We start from the raw sequence: 20,793 nt of genomic DNA on the forward strand, positions 1-20,793 counted from the left end.
CTAATACGTCATTTATTTTATCATATTTAAACCCTTTATAAATAAAAAATGCACCTCCCTAAGAGAGATACATTTATAGTTATACGATTATTTTTTCTTAGCTTACTCAATATTATGTACTGCTTTAATTTCATAATTGTTAATTAATAAACTTTCTTCTATTCTCAGTAAAATATTTTTACCTATCTTTTGCTCTAATTCTTTAATTTTTCGTTCTCCTTGACCTTTTAAAGATGAAATGATTTTAGGATTTGACTTTATCATTATCGTCTCAGCCATAGTTCTACCCGCCACTTCCATTAATTCATCTTTAATATTGGTACAAACTGATTCTACAGAAAAAATGCGTCCCTTGCCATCGCAACATGGACAAGTAGTTTCAAAAATAGAACTTAAAGAACGACGCACCTTTTTTCTAGTCATTTCTACCAGGTTAAGAGAAGTAATTCCTAAAATATTAGATTTTGTTTTATCTCGACTCAAAAACTGTTCTAACTTAGTTAAAACCATTTCTTGATTTTTTTCATATTGCATATCAATGAAATCAATAATAATAATTCCACCTAAATTACGCAAGCGAAGTTGTCTAGCTATTTCAAATGTTGCTTCTAAATTTGTTTTTAACACAGTGTCTTCTAAATCAATACTACCCACAAATTTACCCGTATTAACATCTATACTAGTTAAAGCTTCTGTTTGATCTATAATTAAATAACCACCACTTTTTAACCAAACTTTTCGTTTTAAAGCATTTGCTAATTCTGCTTTTACATTATATTCGGCAAAAATGTCTGCTTGATTAGTTAGCACAATTTTGTATTTTGAAAATTCTTTTCCAAGAAATCCTTTTATTTTTTCATTATCAAAACTACTATTAAAAATAATTTTATCTACGTCCTCAGTTACAACATCTCTTAAAATACGCTCAACTAATTGTAGATCCTTGTGAATTAACCTTTTTGTGCCCGGAAGTGCTAATTCTTTTTCAATTTTTTTCCACACACTAACTAAAAAATTCAAATCCTCTTCTAATTGTTCTTTAGTAGCATCTACGGCCACTGTCCTAATAATCATACCTATATTTGGATGTTTGATTTCTTCGGCCACTTCTTGTAGTCTTTCTCGCTCTTTTTCATCCTTTATCCTACGAGAAATACCTATATAATCTACTGTAGGCATTAAAACCAAGTAACGACCTGGTAAGGTTAATTGTCTAGTAACCCTAGCCCCTTTTGTTCCTAATGGCTCTTTAGATACTTGTACGATAACCTCTTGACCAACTTTTAAAATATCTCTAATATTAATTTTTACACCATTTTTACCATAAGAATTATCAGGTATAGCATCTTCTACATAGAGAAAGGTGTTTTTTTCCCTACCAATATCTACAAATGCAGCTTGCATTCCTGGTAAGACATTTTCAACTATACCTTTAAAAATGCTTCCAACTAGCCTATCACCTATTGTTTCTTCAATATAAATTTCGACTAATTGGTCATTTTCTAGCACAGCCACTCGCGTATCATTTGTGCTAGACTGTACGATAATCTCCTTTTTCATAAGCGCCTCCCCTTACAATTACACATCGAGAGGAGAAATTAACCCCTTTTCATTAGATATATATAGACCTTTTCTATGCACAAGTAAAGTATCCATATCTAAAGAAATTCCCACCTCTATAAGTGCATTTAGTACATCCCCAGGGCGTATATTATCTTCACTTCCACTTTGAACATCGATATTGAAATCTAAAAACTTATTATCTATAATACGTCCACTTATATTATATATACCACTTTTTATATCTTTTTCTTTCATTCCTTTTTTGCCTTTACGTCTTATGATAATTTGTTCTTGTTTAAATAAATCATCTATTTTTTGCTCAAAATCAGCCTGATTTAGTGGATCTAAAAGTCTTACTCTTATATTATATTTTGCTCGATTAATAATAGACATTAAAGAAGGAGACTTTTTATCTATTTCTTTAACATCAATTATATTTATTGCACTAGGTAAAGATTTCTCTAGTGATTTGTTTATTTCCTCTATTGAAATAGAATTTTTTAATTCTACATCTACATATTCATCTTCACTCGTTACTCCTACAGCTAAGGCAGAAGCAAAGGACAATTTAGGATGGGGATTGAACCCTTGACTATAAGCCAAGGGAATTTTAGCCCTGCGTATTGACCTTTCCCATGTCCGTAGAACTTCTAAATGAGAAATGAACTTCCCTTTTTCTGTTATAGCATATTTAATTCTTACGTTCACCTTTTAAATCCCCCTTTATGTCTAAACTAACATCAAAGTCTTGACATATCCCACAAACAGTACAATTAGCAAAACGACAGTCTACTGTGACTTTTTCAGCTAAGGCCTTTTGATGTTCTTTAGCTAAATACTCTTTTCTAACGCCAGAATTTATATGCTCCCAAGGTAATAAATCATCATAATCAAAACGCCTGTATGCATACCATTTATCATCAAGACCAGCTTCTTTAATAGATTCTAGCCAGGTATTATATTTAAAGTATTGATACCAACCATCAAATTTACAGCCATTTTTAAAAGCTAAATATAATGCTTTACTTAATCGGCGATCTCCTCTAGAAAACACAGCCTCTATATGACTTAAATCCGCATCATGATAATTATAAGCTATCCTTTTATTTTTCAATATTTTCCTTAGGTATTTTTGCTTTTCTAGTAAAGTTTCAATTGGACATTGGGGCTCGTATTGAAAAGCTGTCTGGGGCTTAGGCACAAAACCTGCCACACTAACTGTTACCGTTACCTTAGGCCCTTTTCTACCTGTTTCTTTTTGGATTTCATCTCCAATTTCCAGTACTCTAAAGGCTAAATCTCTAATTCCATCTAAATCTTCCTGAGTTTCAGTAGGAAGTCCAATCATAAAGTATAGCTTAATTCTCAGCCAGCCCTTTTTAAAAGAATCCGTAGTTACTCTAATTAAATCCTCTTCTGTTACACCCTTATTAATTACATCTCTTAATCTTTGCGTCCCTGCTTCAGGGGCAAAGGTTAACGAACTTCTCCTAACCTTTTGTACCTGTTCCGCGAGTTTCATGGAAAAAGTATCTATTCTTAATGAAGGAAGTGATACCCCTACCTCTTGATCTTTATACTCTTCTACTAAATCTGTTAATAAAGAAGCTATACAGCTATGATCACTACTACTTAAAGATGTAAGGGAAACATCATCATAACCTGTGTTTTTTAATAGCTTGTCCACTTGATCTTTTAAGACCTCGGGTGAACGCTCTCTTACAGGTCTATAAATCATGCTAGCTTGGCAAAAACGACATCCTCTAGTACACCCTCTTAAAATTTCCACCATCGCCCGATCATGCACGATCTCAACATAAGGAACTATCGGGTTTGTAGGGAAATATGCTGTATCCATATCCTTTATATAACGTTTATCGACGATTTTAGGAGCATTAGGATTATTGACAGTGATAGATTCCATCTTGCCTTCCTCTGTATAATTCACATCATAATATCTAGGAATATAAGTGCCAGGAATCCTACAAAGCTCATTTAATAACTCGTCCTTATTCATTTTTCCATTATTTTTTTCTTTATGGTCCGCTATTGCTTTATATAATTCTAACGTGCTTTCTTCACCTTCACCAATAGAAAAAAGGTCAATAAAATCAGCAATAGGTTCAGGATTAAACGCACAAGGTCCTCCTGCAATAATTAAAGGATGATCATCGCCCCTATCCTTACTGTATAAAGGTATCCCCGCTAAATCCAACATATTTAAAATATTGGTATAACTCATTTCATATTGCAAAGTAAAACCTATTACATCAAACTGATCTAAAGGTTTATGGGACTCTAAACTAAATAAAGGAATATTATTTTTACGCATTAATTCTTCCATATCAACCCAGGGTGCAAATACCCTTTCCATTAAAAAATCAGGCTCATCATTTACTAAATGATAAAGTATTCTTGAACCTAAGTGAGCCATCCCTACTTCATATATATCAGCAAATGCAAAAGCTGCTTTTAATCTTACACTTTGCCAATCTTTCTTTACTACATTCCATTCATCACCTAAATAACGTAAAGGCTTTTCCACCTTTGGTAAAATCTCTTCTATATCAATTTGCTGCATATATGATCCTCCTAAAAGACAGTTAATAAACATATAAATATAGTACTTCTAAATTAACTATAAATCAAATTAATAACACAAAAAACTCTAGAGCAAAATCATAAGCCCTAGAGTAAATTAAAACTAGAATTAACATAATGCATAAAGATATAAATTATCCTTTTCGTAAAATAAAATAGTTTGCTACCATTTTACTACTAAAAGAAATCCAAAAAATACTTAAAACTAAACTCAATATAATGCCCATACTAGAAAAATTATGAACATTTAAAGCTAAACTAATTAATCCAAATCCCGGAATACTTAAGTAAAATAAATATTTTTGGATAGCTTTTTGCCTAGTATGCATATCCCATTTAAAAAGCTGAATAAATTCTGCAATATATACACTTTGAAAATATAAAGTTAAAAAACTCGGCACTAAAAATGAAAAAACCAACCATAATAAGATTTGTAATCCTTGCGGAATTGTTAAGAGTACTACTATACAAATAGCTACTATTTGAAAATACTGCATAACATATTTAGGGCTTCGTAAAGTAGCCTTAATAGCCACCTCCGTTAAAGCAATAGCCTTGGTTTTCTTTTTAAATAAACTCCTAGACCGCGCAAATAAAAAAGGCCTTTTACGTATTCGTTTAGGCTTTTTAACTTCGATGCCATTAAAACCTAATAATAAATCAATATATTTTAAGCTTTCTTCCTTTTCTCTGACTATATCCTCTAAAAAAGTTCCTTTAAGCCTTAACCGTTTCCTAATTAAATAAAAAAGGGCTAAGATAAATAATAAAATACTAATTACAGCGACTATCATCTTCTGCAGCATAACTTGCGCTAAATAAAGAAAACCAGAATAACCTAAAATAAATATTAATTTATCTAAAACAAATAATTTCCAACCCTGCCATCTAAGACTTACTAGCTGTCCTACAATTCCAAAGAAAACCTTTAGTAAAAAAACAAAACACACTAAAATAACTATTTTTCCATATTCTAATTGATAATATTTAAATAAAGGAGATAAAATCCCAAAAACAAGTAAAGTTTGTCCTAACTTAACTATTAACGAATAAGTAATCCCATATCTTATAATTTTTCCTATCCATAATTTCTGTGGTAATAAAAATATTCGGTCTGCATCTTCTAGATAAAGTCTAATACCACCAACCCTAGTGAATAAAAATAAACCGGATAAAACCAAAACAACTGGAATAAAATCAAACCATACCGGAGGACTAAACCACCATAAATGATAATAATAAATAGCGAAAGCTAAAGCAGGAATCACAATGTATAAAGCAACTACCCAATCAACTATTTGTTTAAATACGCTTAATTTGAATTTTTCTTCCACCTTGACCCGGTGAAAAAACACTTTCCGAGGCGTCAACATACCTTATTCTCCAAAAGAAAATGAAAACAATCAAATAAGCTGCCATCCCTTAGCTTACAAGTTTGCTGTAAGTCCTCCATACTTCCTTTAGCAGTAATTTGCCCATCTGATAATAAAACAATATAATCACAAATACGCTCTGCTATATCTAATTGATGAGTTGATAATAGTATACCTGCTCCCCTTTTTTTCTCACCTTCAAGCAAGTTAATAAAATCTATCGTCGCTGAAGGATCTAGTCCTACAAAAGGTTCATCAATAATATACACATCCGGCTCAATCAATAATCCTAAAATAATCATTAACTTTTGTTGCATCCCTTTAGAAAAACTAGTAGGGAAATGATGTTTAACCTTTATTAAATTAAATAAATTGATTAATTTTTCTGCTCTTTGTAAAAAAATACTTCTTTCTATCTCGTGAACAGCACTCGCTAATTCTAAATGCTCCCATAAAGTTAGTTTTTCATAGAAAGAAGGTTGTTCTGGAATGTACACATAATTTTTCTTTTTACCTAAAAACTCAATTTCACCTGAAAATCCAGGAATAATTCCCGTTATTGCCTTAATAGTAGTACTTTTACCCGCACCATTAGGACCAATCAAACCTAATAGTTCTCCTTCATTCAAAGAAAAATCAATATCTTTGATGGCCCCCTTATTTTCAGCATACCCAGCCTCTTTAATCGCTATATCTAAAACCTTCAATAGCCTTCCTCCCGTATGTGTTATAAATAAATATAGTAATTATTATAACATAAGTAAGTAGGAGGATTTTTAACCCTTTTATATACCTTTATCTATTTCTAAAAGATCCATAGGATTTACTGGTTCACCTAATCTATTAGCCTCAAAATACAATTGCCCTTCTGGTGTTGATTTTCCTTTTCCTGTCTTCGCGATAATCTGCCCTTTTTCAATCACTTCATTTTCTTTTACCAATATTTCACTACAATAACCATAAACAGTCATTAAACCATTTTTATGAGATAATATAAGAGTTCTTCCTAACTTTTCATCATCTTTAATCTCTAAGACAGTACCTGAATAAGCAGCCTTAACTGCTGTACTTATAGGAGCATTAATTACAATGCCATTATGGAAATTTGATTTACCACTATCCTTTCCCCAGCCAAAAGGAACAGTCACAGTACCAGAAACAGGAATTGCCATAGGTTCATTTGCATTATTATTAGCAGGATTTATTACCTCAAAACCTGCTCGCTCAAAAGTATCTCCTTTAAAACCTATTTGTTTAACCACATTAAATACCGCTTTTATATCAGTATCCTTTACAAACCAATCTCTCATAGCAGCTTGTGTTTTATACCACATTGGTCCTTCCATACTAAAAGCTACCCAAATAGAAAGAAATATTAATATAGTCGAAACAGTTTGAATAAAAAACTTACTAACCTTCCTTTTCTTCTTAGGGTATCTATCATAGGGGAATTTGGGACTTTCTCTGTATTTGCGTGGTCTTGGCTCCCATTGTTTTGACATAACTACCTCCTTAAAATGTCTACTTGTCTTTATAAATTTATTATTACTATAAATATATTTAAACAGGCTTATTAATATGACAAAAAAGAAAAAGACTTACTTATATTTTTCTTAAATTTGCCCAATAATATATTAAGCTAAAGTTTCCAACGCTACCTTACTTTGATATAATATGGTTGTTAATACAAATAGAGAGGAAGATTAAAATGTCTCAAAATCCAATAGTTACAATAGAAATGGAAGATGGCGGAATAATTAAAGCTGAGCTTTTTCCTGAAATTGCTCCTAACACAGTTAAAAGTTTCATTTCCCTAATTCAAAAAGGTTATTATGACGGTATTATTTTTCACAGGGTAATTCCTGGTTTTATGATACAAGGAGGATGTCCTGAAGGATCTGGTACTGGTGGTCCTGGGTACAGCATTAAAGGAGAATTCTCTGGAAATGGTTTTGAAAATAATTTAAAACATGATCGTGGTGTACTTTCTATGGCTCGTACTAACGAACCTAATAGTGCAGGTTCACAGTTCTTTATCATGGTGAAAAACTCTCCTCATTTAGATCGTCAATATGCAGCCTTTGGTAAAGTAACCGAAGGAATGGATGTAGTTGATAAAATTGTAGCTACAAAAAGAAATATGATGGACAAACCTAATGAAGATCAAAGAATGAAAAAAGTAACAGTAGATACTTTTGGCGTAGAATTTGAAGAACCAGAAGTAGTTAAAATCGATCCATCAGATCGCTTCAAAAAATCTTGGTAAAATAAAAAATCAGAGTAAAGGAGCATTTAGATGAGAACGAAAGAACAGTTATTTAAAAAGTTCTTAAAAAAAGCAAGTAACTCTGATATATATAGAATCGATAAAAATCTTGCAAGCATGAATAAAGGCCAAATAATCGAGTTATGGCCAAAAGTTCAAGGCATATATAAAATGGTCAAAGACCCTAAAGCTCCTTGGACATCAAAAGCATTATCCATAGCTACCTTAATTTATTTAATTTCACCAATGGATGCAATACCAGATTTTGTACCAATATTAGGATTATCTGACGATGCAGCAATAATTATTGCTACCCTAGCAACACTTACAGTTCAGCTCAAAAAATATTTAGAAAATAAAGATTAAAAATATGCAAAAAATCCAACAAGTCACTTGTTGGATTTTTTGATGCACAATATATAATTTAACTAACTAAATTGTCTAAGTAACCAAGCTTATCTAAACTAATTTGCATCTTAAATGCCAATAAACTATTACTTTTTTAACTCTTGCGCATATTTTAAAATCCTTTGTAATATTTCTTCTTTCTTTACATTAATCTGATCAAAATTCATATTTCTCACATAAAATTCTTCTAATTTACTATGTTCAGCCATCGCCTTTTGCGTAAACATGATCGCCCGGTTACAAGCAGCAGCATAACGCTCCTTACATTCATTTATTTCCTGTGCATAAAAATCAACTACATTCTTTTTAGAAAACTCCTCAAACTCAAATCTTTTAACCTCAAAATTATTTAAATCAATATCATCTTTAGTTATAAAAGTTACCTGTAAACTTGGGAGCACTAACGTATCTAGTTTAGATGGATCTAACGGACAATGATAAACCTCGGTATAAATCCCAAGCCTAGTAGCCATCTCTAAAACATTTGAAAGCACAGTAGATTTACCACTGCCTGGTTCACCCTTTAATAGATACACCTTTTTAGCATCTACTAAAATAGAATCTAACATATTTACCTGACCCTGTGGAGTAAAAGCTCGTGCAAATAAATGACGTGGCTTAACCGTCTTTTTATAATCAGGCTCTACATCAGCAAAAACCTCTCCTATAATATCATTGGTTAATTTATTGATAGGAGCAAAATCCATACTTTCCGTAATGTAAAATTCTAGCTCATAATTAATAATCTTAGCTTCACTTAAACTAGAATATGCTAAATTAAAGAAATTTTTCTTTGACTTACTAATCTTCATGATTTCTTCCTTGTGAGGAATAATTCCCTCCTCATTCCAATACTCACCCATATTAATAATCTCATCCACAGCACCAGGGGTTTTGGGGTCAATCGTATGGGGTGCAGTACCATCAACAAGGCCTATATCTAAATCCTTAATTACCACGCCATCAATAGAGTTAAAATCAGATGAGCAGTGATGATACTCTAGCTCATATCCCCTACTTGCCATTTCCTTCCCTATGTATCTCATAAAAGTAGACTTTCCCGTTCCTGATCCACCTTTAATGATAAAAAACCTCGTTGCATCTGGTTTTACCATATAATGATAAAAAGAATAAAAACCTTCAGATGTATTTCCACCAGCGAAAAATCTTCTAATCTTAGCTGCCATCTCTTCATCTCCTTTTTGCCTTCTCATAGATATATAGTATGCACAAAGGAGGAAATGTTGATTAGTAATTAGGGGGTTTTGGGGGTGTATATTGTATTAATTCATAGATAGCTATTAATTAAAGGGGTTTGTCCAAAATCAATAGCTTGATGGATATTACTCACCTCACCCAGACAGGCTATCTGTTTTATATACTAAGCATATAAAACAGATAGGTAATATTCATAAGTTTCTTAATAATGCTTGTACCTTATCATAATCATTTTTATGCACATAGATATAATAAGTCTTAGTATAAGCCATATTTACACCATAAGTACCCGTTCTTGCTCGATTAGATGAGCCAAAATAACTTGGACTGGTGCTATCGACTATCTTATAATCATATTTAATTTTATTTGATGAAAGGCTGTAACGGACTTCATCAAATCTTTGTGAGGAGTTTCCTACAAAAACTTCTTTTCTGTTCCAATTTATTATCATAAATCTTCCCCCTTAATTAACAATATATAAAGATTGTGCATTACTTATACAGATTATTCTTTGTATAAGTATCACAATGACATTCCAACTAATAATACAATACTATATAAGACTATTGCTAAAGGAAAAATTGAAATCATCATTAACCATTTCTTTTTAACTATCTTTCCAATCGCAAGCATTAGTATCCCAATAATAAAAGTTAAAAGAAGTCCTAAAACTGACAAATAGATTCACCCCCTGATACGTATTCATCTACTTATGTGTCTTTATTAAATTCATAATCCTTTATTTATATCCCATAGTGGATAATATATTTATTTCTTCTTTTAGCTTCTTTAAACAATATAATTAGATCCTTGTACTTTTCTGAATAATGGCTGTTAAAAATAGATATAAAATCTTCCATAGATTTAGGTGGTATAAGCGTTATACCACCATATGCAAGATTCATTTCTAGGCGTTTTAACGTATGCCAATAACAAGGTATATTCTGAAATTCAGGCAATAAGGGTTCAATAAAATCATCGTTTATTTTAATTAATTTATATTTTTTAGGTTCATATTCATCAAATCTCTGATTCTTTTTTGTGTCAGTTTCCATAATTCCAAATTCATGATTTGCCATTTTTTTTTGCACCTCAACGCATCTAAATATTTTTTTATTCCTGTTCCTTTTCAAATCTAAACCATTTTCCATTAATATAAATATCTATAGCATTATCATCTATAAACTGATAACCATATCCAGTACCGAAATTTGATTGATTATCTTGGGAAGGATTTTCAAAGGGTTCAACTGTGGATTTTATTTCCCCATCCATTACACCACATCTTGGGCCCATATTACTTTCTCGTCCTGTATCTAAATATAAATCTCCCTTAATTTTTACCATGGGGATTAAATCATATAATTCTTCATTTTGCTTAGTTGATATTTCCCAAACATTGTAATATTTTAAATAAACTTCTGTAGTCATAATAATCGTTTGACCTTGTGATTGAAAAATATATCCACTACCAACCTGCTCAGCAAAATCTATATTATACTTATTTTCTACAAGTTTAATGAGATTCTGTTCTGCTTTGTTGTAATGACCTTTACCTTTTGAAATGTATACTTCTTTATTATCAAAAACCTTTTTATAAGGTTCTTTTTCATTTAAGTTTATACATTTTATTAGATAAGGAATGGGGTTTCCACGCTGGAAAATTACATCTTTATATACAAATGTAGAAACTCCCCCTAGTAAAATAATAGCTACCATTACTGTTATAGCTACTTTTATAACTTTTGATTTTATAAACACACCATCACCTCTTTCCTAATAATTGTTCAGGTATTTCTCTTTCCCTAATTGTCATAAATACTGTTGATTTGCAATTAACCTACCCTTTTACAAATAAAGTTGACCTCTCTAAGTAAATTGTTATAAACTAGTTGTGCTAAAAAAATAGCATAATAGTGGCTAGGAAAACAAGATTAAATCTTATAAGTCTTGACTATACTTGTGGCTCATCCTCAGTATTCTCAGCAGAACTCCAATAAAAATTTCCTGATAAACTACCAACCTTTAACTGTATTAATTCTAATTCTTCTTTATTAGGCAGATACCTATCTTCTTTTTCACAAATAATTGTTGTAACTTCCTTTACAGTTTTCCCTTATAATTCGACAAAAAAGCTGCTCATAAATGAACAGCTTAAAGTTTACTCTTAATTATTCTCTTTCTAACTTCTCAATTTCTTCTTTGCTTAGACCTGTAATATCAATAATCTCAGTAACAGGCATACCTTTTACTAATAGTTTTCTTGCTACTTCTTTTTTCCTTTTTCAATTCCTTTTTTCAATCCTTTTTCTTCTCTTTGTTCTAAGATACTCATAGTAAGATCCCCCTTTCCATCTAACCTTTTTATTTCCTCTCTTATATCATCTTCTTTTATTTCACTATTTGTCAGTTCTATATATTTTAAATATATTTCTCCATAATAGATTAATGTATCTAATTCTACTTCTTTTTTTGCTTCTTCTAATGCTAATAAAAATACTCGTAAAACAACTTCGAGATTTTCTTCAAAGGCATATTTAAATGCTTTTAGCATCATTGCTGTTAATTTTGTATACTTTTCAAAATCATCTTCTTCATATTCATTTACATTAATGAGATCATGTTTAAAGGTGGGTACCCTTTCCCTAAAATATTTTGGTAACTCATTAAATCCAGGAATCATTTCTTTTAGGTCTGTCTTTAAGTTCCATTTATCTTCCCCATGATAAATTACCAACGGGATTATTACGGGTAGTTCTTTTTTCTTTTCTTTGTGAACCTTTGCCGTCCAAAATTCTAATATATATTTATGGACTTGAAATATAGTCATTTTGTCTTTATACGATTTATGTTCTAATAAAAAACTAATGTAACTTTCCTTGTTATTTATTTTCACTTTATAAATTAAATCAGAAAAGTTTTCTTGTAATTCTTCATTTATAAAAGTGTCTTTTTGTAATTCTAAACTACCCATATCAATGATAGCTAATGCTTCCTTTGGTATATTATTCTTGATAAAATTTTCTGCTATTTTCTTCTGGCTAAATACTTCTTTAAATGTTAGATCATGTTTATTTACTATTTCATTTTTCATCGTTTCACCAACTTGAAAGTTCTTTTTAAGATAATTATACACTAAAAAATATATATTTACTTATTTGTATTTTGTTTAACTTATTTTAACGAAGAGTCTTTTATTAAGCAGGTAGCTCGTCCATAATTTTAACAATAAAAAAATATATTCTTATATTAGTTGTGATAGCGAACTCGCTTCATGGGGTGCAGTACCATCAACAAGGCCTATATCTAAATCCTTAATTACCACGCCATCAATTGAGTTAAAATCAGATGAGCAGTGGTGATACTCTAGCTCATATCCCCTACTTGCCATTTCCTTCCCTATGTATCTCATAAAAGTAGACTTTCCCGTTCCTGATCCACCTTTAATGATAAAAAACCTCGTTGCATCTGGTTTTACCATATAATGATAAAAAGAATAAAAACCTTCAGATGTATTTCCACCAGCGAAAAATCTTCTAATCTTAGCCATGTCTTCATCTCCTTTTTGTCATCTCTAGATATATAGTATGCACGAGAGGAGGGAATGTTGATTAGTAGTTGGGGGGGTTTGCGGTGTATATTGTATTAAATGTGCACCTACTTACTCTACACATTAATTAAGTTTCTTCTCGATTTAATATATTCATCAATATCCTCTACAATATAATCCTGTCCAGTAGAATGAAGCACGTCATAAAAAGACTTAATATAATCAAACACCTTATAATCGTTAAAAATCTTAAGAGCATCTTTACCTGTTAAATTATGTGCCTGCTTATAACTTTCAAGACAAAATACTATAAAATTAATATTTTTATCCATAATTAGTCACCTCAAACCTGTGGAAAGGTTATTTTTCCGTTATTTCTTTCTTCTAAAAAAAGTTCAAGTAACTTTTCAGTGCTATATTGCCAAACCTTAGTTTCTTCTTTCTCTAGCATTTCATACAAATAAGAAGAATAAAGTTCAGTAATAGCTTCATTATCTGCTAAATCTAATTCACCTGCAATTTTTTCTACAAGGTCAGAACTTATTATGGGAAACACAGCATCAAATTTATTTTTATCCATTGTCTTTCCCTCCTAATTCTTCATAATAATCAAATACGCAAAAACCTAAAGCTTTTTCAGTATGAAATAAAATCTGATCATAAAGTTTCTCTACTTTTAAACGTTTCAAGGCTTCTTCTTTATCTAACACGCCAGTTTCAAAGAGTTTTACAGTCAAATACACATTATCGTCTGCAACAGGACCAATTACAATATCATATTCTTCTGAAATTTCTTTTCCTCTACGATTTATAGTAATAAAATCCAACCACTTTTCGTTAGCATATTCAAATTCTATAATTTTAAGTTCTTTTTTTGCTTTTTGTATATCAAACTTATAAACCGATAAAAATCTTTTGTCTATATTCTTTCTTAAACTCACCTTTTCAGCCAGCCCAGCGAACAGCCTGATTTCTACTGCTAGTGGTGTAAAAGCCTGTTCCAAAATCCAGTAAGCGGTTAATTGCTAAAATTTCAGGTTTTTCTACAATCACATAACTACCATGATAAATATTCACTTTAACCCTCCAATAATCTTGAAAAGAACCTTTTTTACACATACACCAATTATCTATAAGGCTTAATCTAACTTATCAAATTAATTTACTCCTATTAAAGGAGTAAAATTAGATATTACTTTACGCATTTTTAATATCCTCTAATAATTCTTCATCATTTTCGAAATTAAAAATTGATATTTTATAAGTTGAAAGTAACTGGATAAATTCTTCCTTTGACATCTCAGAAAGTTCCGCACATTGTCCTAAAGATAACTTATTTTCTTTATAATATTTAATCGCTACTGTTTTTTTCATATTTTTAACAATATTTTCACTAGTTTCTCTTAGTGAAAGCACTATCTCCTGCGGAAGAGTTATATTAGTATAATAATGCATATCACCACTTCCCTTCTAAATCTTTACTCATATATATCATTATACCCAATAAAAGTATACTGTACAAAAAATATAAAATTTCTTATTCTCGAAAAGATGCTATGAAAAATCAATATATCTGTTAATCAATATTTGCATTTACCTATAAAAATTCCTAGATGAAGCTTATTAATATTTAATTTTAATAAAGCAAGTAACTTGTCCTAAATTTCAATAATAAAAAACGCCCCAAAAAGTTTGTTCTTACAAACTCGCTTCATGGGGCGGTACCATCAACAAGGCCAATTTCTAAATCCTTAATTACTACTCCATCAATTGAGTTAACATCAAAGGAACAATGGTGATATTCTATATCATATCCTCTACTCACCATTTCTTTTCCCATGTATTTCCACCTGCAAAAAATCTTCTAATTTTACCTGCCACATCTTCATCTCCTCCTTGCCTTCTCATAGATATAATGCACAAGAAAGGAAATGTTGATTAGTACTTGGTAGATTTTGTGGTGTATATTGTATTAATTTGTGGGTATCTAGGGGGGATTTATGGGAAGGGTAATTTTTTCATTCAAACTCTGTATATTTTTTACTATTACCTTTTGTCCGCTCAACAGGGTATTTTGCTTTATTTTTCTGGATTTTTGCATTCATAATATCTTCTATAGAAACATTTAAACTATCTGCCATATATAAGCAATAAATCATTATGTCTGCTAACTCGTCAGAAGCTTCTTCTAGCTTAAATTCATTATCCCACTGAAAGTGTTCTAGTAATTCCCCTGCTTCTATTGAAATAGATTTTGCCAAATTTTCAGGTGTATGAAAAATTCCCCACTCTCGATCTTCACGTATTTTTCTAATCTCACTTATTATTTTATCCATGATATATCCCCTTTGAGTTTCACTTTACTTTTCATAGTTTATAGGCTCCTCGGCAACCTTTAACTCATACTTATCATCTTCTAAATATATATTTTGCTTTGTATATGTTTGTATATATCTTTTTAAATACATTCTTAACTCTTCATCACATACATAAACATATGTACCACGGATTCCTCTGGTTAATAGTGTTTTATAGATATTTAAAATATAAAAATCTAACATATCTAGATCACTAGCAACTGGTTTCCCATATTTATCAAAATAACAGTCTTTATCAACTACTATTTTACCATTACGATATTTAATATCTTTACCAATAATAACACCTGTATAATTTAAATCATATCCTTGAATTGTATGGATACATCCAACTTCATCAAGTGCTGATTTTGAGTTAATCCAATCTTTATTAACAGAATTCCATTTAAATCCTTTGCCTTGAATAACAATATCATCTAAATTTTTATCCTTCTTAGATTTCCATTCCCATGCATATCCAGCTACTAAGCGTGAAAGTCCATATGATTGGTCTCGTTGTCGTATCTGATTATACATGTCTTCTATATGATCAAATAACATAAAATCATACTTACTAAATTTTTTATTCTCTTCTTGCTTCATGTGTAAGATATTCTCTATATACTCTATATAATCTTGTCCCCCAAGGACCCTCATTTGAGATTTAATCATGTGTTTTTTTGCATTCAAAGCTTCAATTTTACTAGGTAATATATCAGAAGGTCTAACTGATTGCTTACCATCATAACAAAGTATGATATGCTTTGCCGAAAGTTTAATCCAGTCTAATTGATCTGATTCTTTTGTGTCTAGACCAAGTTTTAGATTTACATTATCAAATGCTCCCATATTGCTAATTTTAACTCTTCGATTTAACCTGTGAGCTTCATCTACAATAAGAATATCATACCTATCTTTTATAACATCAAAAGGACTTAAAACCATTCCACTATTTAAATCTTTTACACTTTTAAATACTTTTCTAAGTGTAGCTCTAAGAGAAGTCATTGGTACAACCAAACCAACCTTCAGGTTCTTAGTCTCTTCACATTCTTTTAACTGCTTCATTAAATAAATAGCTACTATTGTTTTACCTGTTCCTGGTTCTCCTTGTATTAGATGTCGACTTGATTCATTTTGTATAATACTTTCCTTGATTTCATTAACAACCGCACATTGCTGCTCATTTAAAGCTTTATAAGGTGAGTACTTAAATAGGTCGCTATTTCTTAACTCAAATAACCCTTTTTTTACAACGCCTTTTTTTTTCAGTTCCCCCCATATAACTTCAAACTTACTTTTGTATTTTTCTTTGTCATAGTAATTGTGATTAACAAGACCACCGTTACTATTTTGAAGTTTATATGTGCCATCGGCTGCCATATGCTCAATTAGTAAAGACTCAATATCTAGAGTAGCTGATTTATTAAAATCATGATCACCTATGATATGAATAAAATCGAGTTTTTTTCGTTCTTCTTTTACCCAATGCTGACAGCTTCTGTTATAGGCATGAACTGTTTCACCTACATAAGCATCTTTTCCACCTTCTAAGACATACACCACTGGCCAATTTCTGCCGTATTTATATTTTTTTATATCCTCTAATTTATCTAAGTTATATTCAAATGATTTAATTAAAGCCATACTCCTCCCCCCAACCATTATCGCTATCTTCTACTTATATAATAATCTATGTTTTTACATTTCTCTGTTAATTACTAAAATATATCTTTAATTTAGGAAATTTTTCTTTTTTGGGAAACTAATCGAATAGTTTTTATTGGACACAATAACCTTGTTGAATAGAACCTCTCTCCTATTAGAGGGAGGTTCTAAATTATCAAACCTAAATCTGAACCTACTACTAAATTCAATATCGGAAACAATATTCTTTATAAACTCTTTTGAATTATTCTCTAGTAAGGTCTCTATTATCTCTTTTAAAGAAAACTTCATTTCAAACTCCCTTTCAGTTTTACAAAATACAGAATCAATTTTGTAAAACGTCCTAGGCATATATGAACTTACATTCTGGTACGACCTTTACTTCACTTGTCCTACCTTTTGCAAAAAGTTACCTACTCCATTTTGAAACTTCCTTTTTGATTCATGTAATTCATTAACTATATCTTTATCAAAATCCTTTATATACTCATCCCATTCAATATTACTTAGTGTGCAATTAACTATATCTGCAAAATGCTGAAATAACTTCTTTGTAAATAAATTAGCCTCAACACAAAACATATTTTCAAACTCAAAAATAAACCCATAACCTTTTCCATTATCATTTGGAGAAATAGTTTTAATCCATTCAATTGTTTTTGCAGGTATCGTAAATAGATTTGTTTCTACTCCATCTTGAACATAATGATATCTAAGTCCTCTTACAAATTGTCTATGTTGTAAAACATCCCTTGTTGGGTAAAACATCCGAATTATGTTTTGAGTTGTATTATTTGTGAGAAAGTTATGTAGTTTTTCATTCATGCTATTTAATGGTTATAAAATTCCGTCGACTGCTTCTTTTCCGGAATTTTCAATATAGTTTGGAGCAATATAGAAAAGTCCCTTATTTATAAATAAAATTCTAGCTAATTCAATTGCATATTTTGGCTCAATATCTTTTTCTTTTCTCAGTTTACTTACATAGAAGGGGTCATTTGTATTTATAATGAAAAAATCGTAATCTTCATCATGTCCAGTAAATAAATCTAAATAATTAACTTTACTATTGGAGACTACTGCCTGGCTAAAGTCTTTCTCCATATGCTTGGGGTTTAAGCTACCAAAAATCACATGACCAAAATTTTCTGATTCAATTGAAATGACATTATTATGCCTTTTATATTCTGTTAGTGAAATATAATTGTTCTTAAGAATTTCTCTTACTTCCTTATTGTTCGTTGGGGTAAATATTACTTCTACAAATGGAAACTGAGATAACTCAATCAGAGCTTCTACTTCTGGTTCACTATTTATTATTTCTTCAGATAAGGATTCAGAATGTACTATTAGCTTTAAAAGTATCTTTTCATCTCCTTCTCTGTCGAAAGGGGTTTTCTTATCCCTTTTCATCTTTATCCTCCTCGTAACATGTACTTCCGACACCTTATTTCATCAATTCTTCCAATTTTGTTTGGATTCACGATAGGAATGTCAGGAATACTACCTTTAAATAATAAGTTTTAAAAAAACTTATTATGCAATCAACAAAAAAAACACAAGATATATAAATATTCTTTGTAAATATCCGTTTTCCTCCCAAATATTTCCCTCTTAATTAGACAAAAAAGGACCCTCAAAGGGCCATTGCACAAATAGTAATTTTATAAAGCAGATAACTTGTCTAAATTTTAATAATAAAAAACATATTCTTATATTAGTTGTGATAGCGAACTCGATTTTGGGGGGCGGTACCATCAGCAAGGCCAATTTCTAAATCCTTAATTACTACTCCATCAATTGAATTAAAATCAGACGAACAGTGATTATATTCTAACTCATATCCCCTACTAGCCATTTCTTTTCCTATGTATTTGCTCCTGAAAAAATCTTCTAATTTTACCTGCCATCTTTCCATCTCCTCCTTGCCTTCTCATAGATATATAATATGCAAGAAAAAGGAAAAATCACTACTAAAAATAACTAAAAAAACAACAAAAAACTTTTTAAAAAATGTTCGTGAAAATTAACTCTGGAATAATATGTGTAAATGGAAAGATGTAGGCGAAATAACATAACAAGAAATTTTTAGTTATGTTTTAGTTATCGTTTAGTTATCCACCTTAATCCCTTGAATACCATGACATTAACCAACTATAATAACTAAATAACTATAATCCTATATAGAGATGATATAAATATGGAGAAAACAGCAAATTTCGCATGCATGCATATACGCGTATACGTATAGGGGATTTTTGGGTCTTGTTAGTTATTTAGTTATCATAAAGAAAGAATTAATTAGTTGGTTTTAAAAATCAAATCCATCAAACTAGTTAAACGTCCTTTTAAGGCTCCTTTTTTCATTTTTAATATAAATATATTGTTTGATAGGTTATAGTCAACCAGGAGCTTTATTTGGCATTTAAACGGCTATTTGCTAACCAGGTCTTGTCTTGAAATTTTCGCAGTAATCATAATTTAGTGAACAGCTTAAAAATTTGCACCTTAATTATTCCCTTTCGAGAGTGTAAAATAATTGGACACCTCATTAATAATAAATACTTCTAGCAATAAATTTTATTTGAAATACTATATTCAAATTATCGTTGTCCTCATTTGTCCTTATTTTGTCCTCATTATGTCCTTATTCCGTCCTTATTTATCTGGATTATATATATATTTCGCCCCACGACCTCTACCAGTTAAATCTACCCCATCAAGCTTTAATTCTTTCATCAAACGTTGCACTTGCTTACTATCCATTCCTGTTATTTGTCTTATTTCTTTATTACTAAGATTTTTCTTTTTGAGAATAGACAGTATCCTAATTTTAATAGCTTCCTTATCCAAACTTTGCTGTCTTTCATATCCCATGTTTTCTTTTAATATTTTATAAGCATTTCTAGATAATGTATAATATCTTCCTTTTCCACGACCAATGGATTCTAAAATTAGAGGAGACGATATAAATGTTAACTCAATATTATTACCCACTTTTCTATAAATGGGTGGTTCTTTTCCTTCAATAATAGAGAACGAAATATTCTAGAAATACCCAAGTTTGACCTATTTACTAACTTTAACCTATCTAGTAAATCCATTAATTGTTCCATTCATTCTATAGTAACCATAGGATTGTCTACAGATATATACCGTTCTAACTCATATAAAGCAACTGGTATAGAATGAGTTCCATCATCCCTATGCGAATAATCTGTATCACTTATCATTTTTCTAAATGACCATTTATGTTGAGGAATGACCTGGTCAAGCAAAATTGTAACACTTAATAGAATAAATTATGTAAATCGAGCCTCAAAAGGGGTTTTACCACCTAAGGCACTATGTGGTCTGATATGATGATAATATCCATAAACATAATCGTTAATTAGAAAATTTAAATGATTATCATTTTTTATTTCATAATGCTTAATATGTTCGTTTTTTAATTTACCAAAAAAGGATTCCATAGGGGCATTATCGTACGGACACCCAGCCTTACTCATTGATTGTATGATCTTGTTATTACTACAATATTCTGTAAATGATTTCGAAGTGTACTGCACCCCCTGATCGCTGTGGAGTATCAAATTTTCTTCAGGTTTATTATTTGCCAAAGCTTCATTTAATGTTTCTATTGCTAGATCAGCAGTCATGTAATTTGTAGTTTTAGTCGCAACAATACTACGATCATATAAATCAAGAATTGAGCAATTATACCTTAAACTACCATTTAAAAGGTGTATATAGGTGAAATCAGTGCACCATTTGGTATTTTCTTTTCT

The 20,793-nt window shown here is 30.6% G+C and carries 28 protein-coding genes; 2 read left to right on the top strand and 26 right to left on the bottom strand.

Annotated elements, in window-relative coordinates; all coding sequences use genetic code 11:
- Nucleotides 1-102: 102 nt before the first annotated feature.
- The 6 genes from B8965_RS00855 to B8965_RS00880 all read right to left on the bottom strand — a co-directional run bounded on the left by B8965_RS00855 (nt 103) and on the right by B8965_RS00880 (nt 7,039).
- Complete coding sequence (locus B8965_RS00855; RefSeq protein WP_084051969.1) at nt 103-1,560, bottom strand: Rne/Rng family ribonuclease; 1,458 nt, start codon at nt 1,558-1,560, stop codon at nt 103-105.
- Between the two features lie 18 nt (nt 1,561-1,578).
- A complete protein-coding gene (locus B8965_RS00860) occupies nt 1,579-2,271 on the bottom strand; it encodes a TIGR03936 family radical SAM-associated protein (RefSeq protein ID WP_084051970.1) in 693 nt (230 codons plus the stop codon).
- Complete coding sequence (locus tag B8965_RS00865; RefSeq protein ID WP_084051971.1) at nt 2,255-4,144, bottom strand: TIGR03960 family B12-binding radical SAM protein; 1,890 nt, start codon at nt 4,142-4,144, stop codon at nt 2,255-2,257. The genes B8965_RS00860 and B8965_RS00865 overlap by 17 nt, the downstream gene beginning before the upstream one ends.
- A gap of 154 nt (nt 4,145-4,298) precedes the next feature.
- Nucleotides 4,299-5,537, bottom strand: coding sequence for an ABC transporter permease (locus B8965_RS00870; protein WP_084051972.1), 1,239 nt, complete (start codon nt 5,535-5,537; stop codon nt 4,299-4,301).
- A complete protein-coding gene (locus tag B8965_RS00875; protein ID WP_084051973.1) occupies nt 5,531-6,244 on the bottom strand; it encodes an ABC transporter ATP-binding protein in 714 nt (237 codons plus the stop codon). The genes B8965_RS00870 and B8965_RS00875 overlap by 7 nt, the downstream gene beginning before the upstream one ends.
- A 78-nt stretch (nt 6,245-6,322) precedes the next feature.
- A complete protein-coding gene (locus B8965_RS00880) occupies nt 6,323-7,039 on the bottom strand; it encodes a murein hydrolase activator EnvC family protein (RefSeq protein ID WP_084051974.1) in 717 nt (238 codons plus the stop codon).
- Between the two features lie 206 nt (nt 7,040-7,245).
- On the opposite strand from B8965_RS00880, the gene B8965_RS00885 reads away from it, so the two are divergent.
- Together B8965_RS00885 and B8965_RS00890 are read left to right on the top strand one after the other, a co-directional pair.
- Nucleotides 7,246-7,803: a peptidylprolyl isomerase gene (locus B8965_RS00885; protein ID WP_084051975.1), complete on the top strand. Its 558-nt coding sequence runs from the start codon at nt 7,246-7,248 to the stop codon at nt 7,801-7,803.
- A 30-nt stretch (nt 7,804-7,833) separates the two neighbouring features.
- Nucleotides 7,834-8,169, top strand: a complete 336-nt coding sequence (locus B8965_RS00890; protein WP_084051976.1) for a YkvA family protein — start codon at nt 7,834-7,836, stop codon at nt 8,167-8,169.
- Nucleotides 8,170-8,297: 128 nt separating this feature from the next.
- On the opposite strand, the gene B8965_RS00895 is transcribed toward B8965_RS00890, so the two are convergent.
- The 20 genes from B8965_RS00895 to B8965_RS00985 all read right to left on the bottom strand — a co-directional run.
- Nucleotides 8,298-9,398 (bottom strand): PRK06851 family protein, encoded by a 1,101-nt coding sequence (locus B8965_RS00895; RefSeq protein ID WP_084051977.1) that lies wholly within the window; start codon nt 9,396-9,398, stop codon nt 8,298-8,300.
- A gap of 222 nt (nt 9,399-9,620) precedes the next feature.
- Entirely contained in the window at nt 9,621-9,881 is a 261-nt protein-coding gene (locus B8965_RS00900; protein ID WP_200805841.1) for a hypothetical protein, read from the bottom strand.
- Between the two features lie 71 nt (nt 9,882-9,952).
- Nucleotides 9,953-10,108 carry a hypothetical protein gene (locus B8965_RS12390; protein WP_159446230.1) on the bottom strand — a complete coding sequence of 52 codons (156 nt, stop codon included), beginning with the start codon at nt 10,106-10,108 and terminating at the stop codon, nt 9,953-9,955.
- 65 nt (nt 10,109-10,173) lie between these two features.
- The gene (locus tag B8965_RS00905) at nt 10,174-10,509 is read right to left on the bottom strand and encodes a hypothetical protein (protein ID WP_084051978.1); all 336 of its coding nucleotides are present in this window, start codon (nt 10,507-10,509) and stop codon (nt 10,174-10,176) included.
- Nucleotides 10,510-10,543: 34 nt separating this feature from the next.
- Nucleotides 10,544-11,191, bottom strand: a complete 648-nt coding sequence (locus tag B8965_RS12540) for a hypothetical protein (RefSeq protein WP_084051979.1) — start codon at nt 11,189-11,191, stop codon at nt 10,544-10,546.
- A 505-nt stretch (nt 11,192-11,696) separates the two neighbouring features.
- Nucleotides 11,697-12,524 (bottom strand): Rpn family recombination-promoting nuclease/putative transposase, encoded by an 828-nt coding sequence (locus tag B8965_RS00915; RefSeq protein ID WP_084051980.1) that lies wholly within the window; start codon nt 12,522-12,524, stop codon nt 11,697-11,699.
- Between the two features lie 150 nt (nt 12,525-12,674).
- Entirely contained in the window at nt 12,675-12,980 is a 306-nt protein-coding gene (locus tag B8965_RS00920) for an ATPase (RefSeq protein WP_084051981.1), read from the bottom strand.
- A 116-nt stretch (nt 12,981-13,096) separates the two neighbouring features.
- Nucleotides 13,097-13,312 (bottom strand): DUF3791 domain-containing protein, encoded by a 216-nt coding sequence (locus B8965_RS00925; RefSeq protein ID WP_084051982.1) that lies wholly within the window; start codon nt 13,310-13,312, stop codon nt 13,097-13,099.
- A gap of 11 nt (nt 13,313-13,323) precedes the next feature.
- On the bottom strand, nt 13,324-13,560 hold the full coding sequence (locus tag B8965_RS00930) for a hypothetical protein (RefSeq protein ID WP_084051983.1): 237 nt from the start codon (nt 13,558-13,560) through the stop codon (nt 13,324-13,326).
- Complete coding sequence (locus B8965_RS00935; RefSeq protein ID WP_200805842.1) at nt 13,553-13,984, bottom strand: DUF3990 domain-containing protein; 432 nt, start codon at nt 13,982-13,984, stop codon at nt 13,553-13,555. Before B8965_RS00935 ends, B8965_RS00930 begins: the two co-directional genes overlap by 8 nt.
- Nucleotides 13,926-14,099 carry a DUF3990 domain-containing protein gene (locus B8965_RS13040; RefSeq protein WP_084051985.1) on the bottom strand — a complete coding sequence of 58 codons (174 nt, stop codon included), beginning with the start codon at nt 14,097-14,099 and terminating at the stop codon, nt 13,926-13,928. The genes B8965_RS00935 and B8965_RS13040 overlap by 59 nt, the downstream gene beginning before the upstream one ends.
- A 78-nt stretch (nt 14,100-14,177) precedes the next feature.
- Nucleotides 14,178-14,435 carry a UPF0175 family protein gene (locus tag B8965_RS00945; RefSeq protein ID WP_084051986.1) on the bottom strand — a complete coding sequence of 86 codons (258 nt, stop codon included), beginning with the start codon at nt 14,433-14,435 and terminating at the stop codon, nt 14,178-14,180.
- A 256-nt stretch (nt 14,436-14,691) separates the two neighbouring features.
- Nucleotides 14,692-14,820, bottom strand: a complete 129-nt coding sequence (locus B8965_RS12870) for a hypothetical protein (RefSeq protein ID WP_278336305.1) — start codon at nt 14,818-14,820, stop codon at nt 14,692-14,694.
- Nucleotides 14,821-14,998: 178 nt separating this feature from the next.
- Nucleotides 14,999-15,316 (bottom strand): nucleotide pyrophosphohydrolase, encoded by a 318-nt coding sequence (locus tag B8965_RS00950; RefSeq protein ID WP_084051987.1) that lies wholly within the window; start codon nt 15,314-15,316, stop codon nt 14,999-15,001.
- Nucleotides 15,317-15,340: 24 nt separating this feature from the next.
- The gene (locus tag B8965_RS00955; RefSeq protein WP_084051988.1) at nt 15,341-16,984 is read right to left on the bottom strand and encodes a DUF2075 domain-containing protein; all 1,644 of its coding nucleotides are present in this window, start codon (nt 16,982-16,984) and stop codon (nt 15,341-15,343) included.
- A 399-nt stretch (nt 16,985-17,383) separates the two neighbouring features.
- Nucleotides 17,384-17,830 carry a hypothetical protein gene (locus B8965_RS00965; protein ID WP_084051990.1) on the bottom strand — a complete coding sequence of 149 codons (447 nt, stop codon included), beginning with the start codon at nt 17,828-17,830 and terminating at the stop codon, nt 17,384-17,386.
- Between the two features lie 12 nt (nt 17,831-17,842).
- The gene (locus B8965_RS00970; RefSeq protein WP_084051991.1) at nt 17,843-18,418 is read right to left on the bottom strand and encodes a hypothetical protein; all 576 of its coding nucleotides are present in this window, start codon (nt 18,416-18,418) and stop codon (nt 17,843-17,845) included.
- 304 nt (nt 18,419-18,722) lie between these two features.
- On the bottom strand, nt 18,723-18,923 hold the full coding sequence (locus B8965_RS12550; RefSeq protein ID WP_084051992.1) for a hypothetical protein: 201 nt from the start codon (nt 18,921-18,923) through the stop codon (nt 18,723-18,725).
- Nucleotides 18,924-19,663: 740 nt separating this feature from the next.
- Entirely contained in the window at nt 19,664-20,002 is a 339-nt protein-coding gene (locus tag B8965_RS12555) for a hypothetical protein (RefSeq protein ID WP_200805844.1), read from the bottom strand.
- A 305-nt stretch (nt 20,003-20,307) separates the two neighbouring features.
- The coding region (locus tag B8965_RS00985; protein WP_143334181.1) for an IS3 family transposase at nt 20,308-20,793 on the bottom strand (486 nt) is incomplete at its 5' end.

This window comes from Desulfonispora thiosulfatigenes DSM 11270 (assembly GCF_900176035.1).
Lineage (GTDB): Bacteria > Bacillota > Peptococcia > Peptococcales > Desulfonisporaceae > Desulfonispora > Desulfonispora thiosulfatigenes.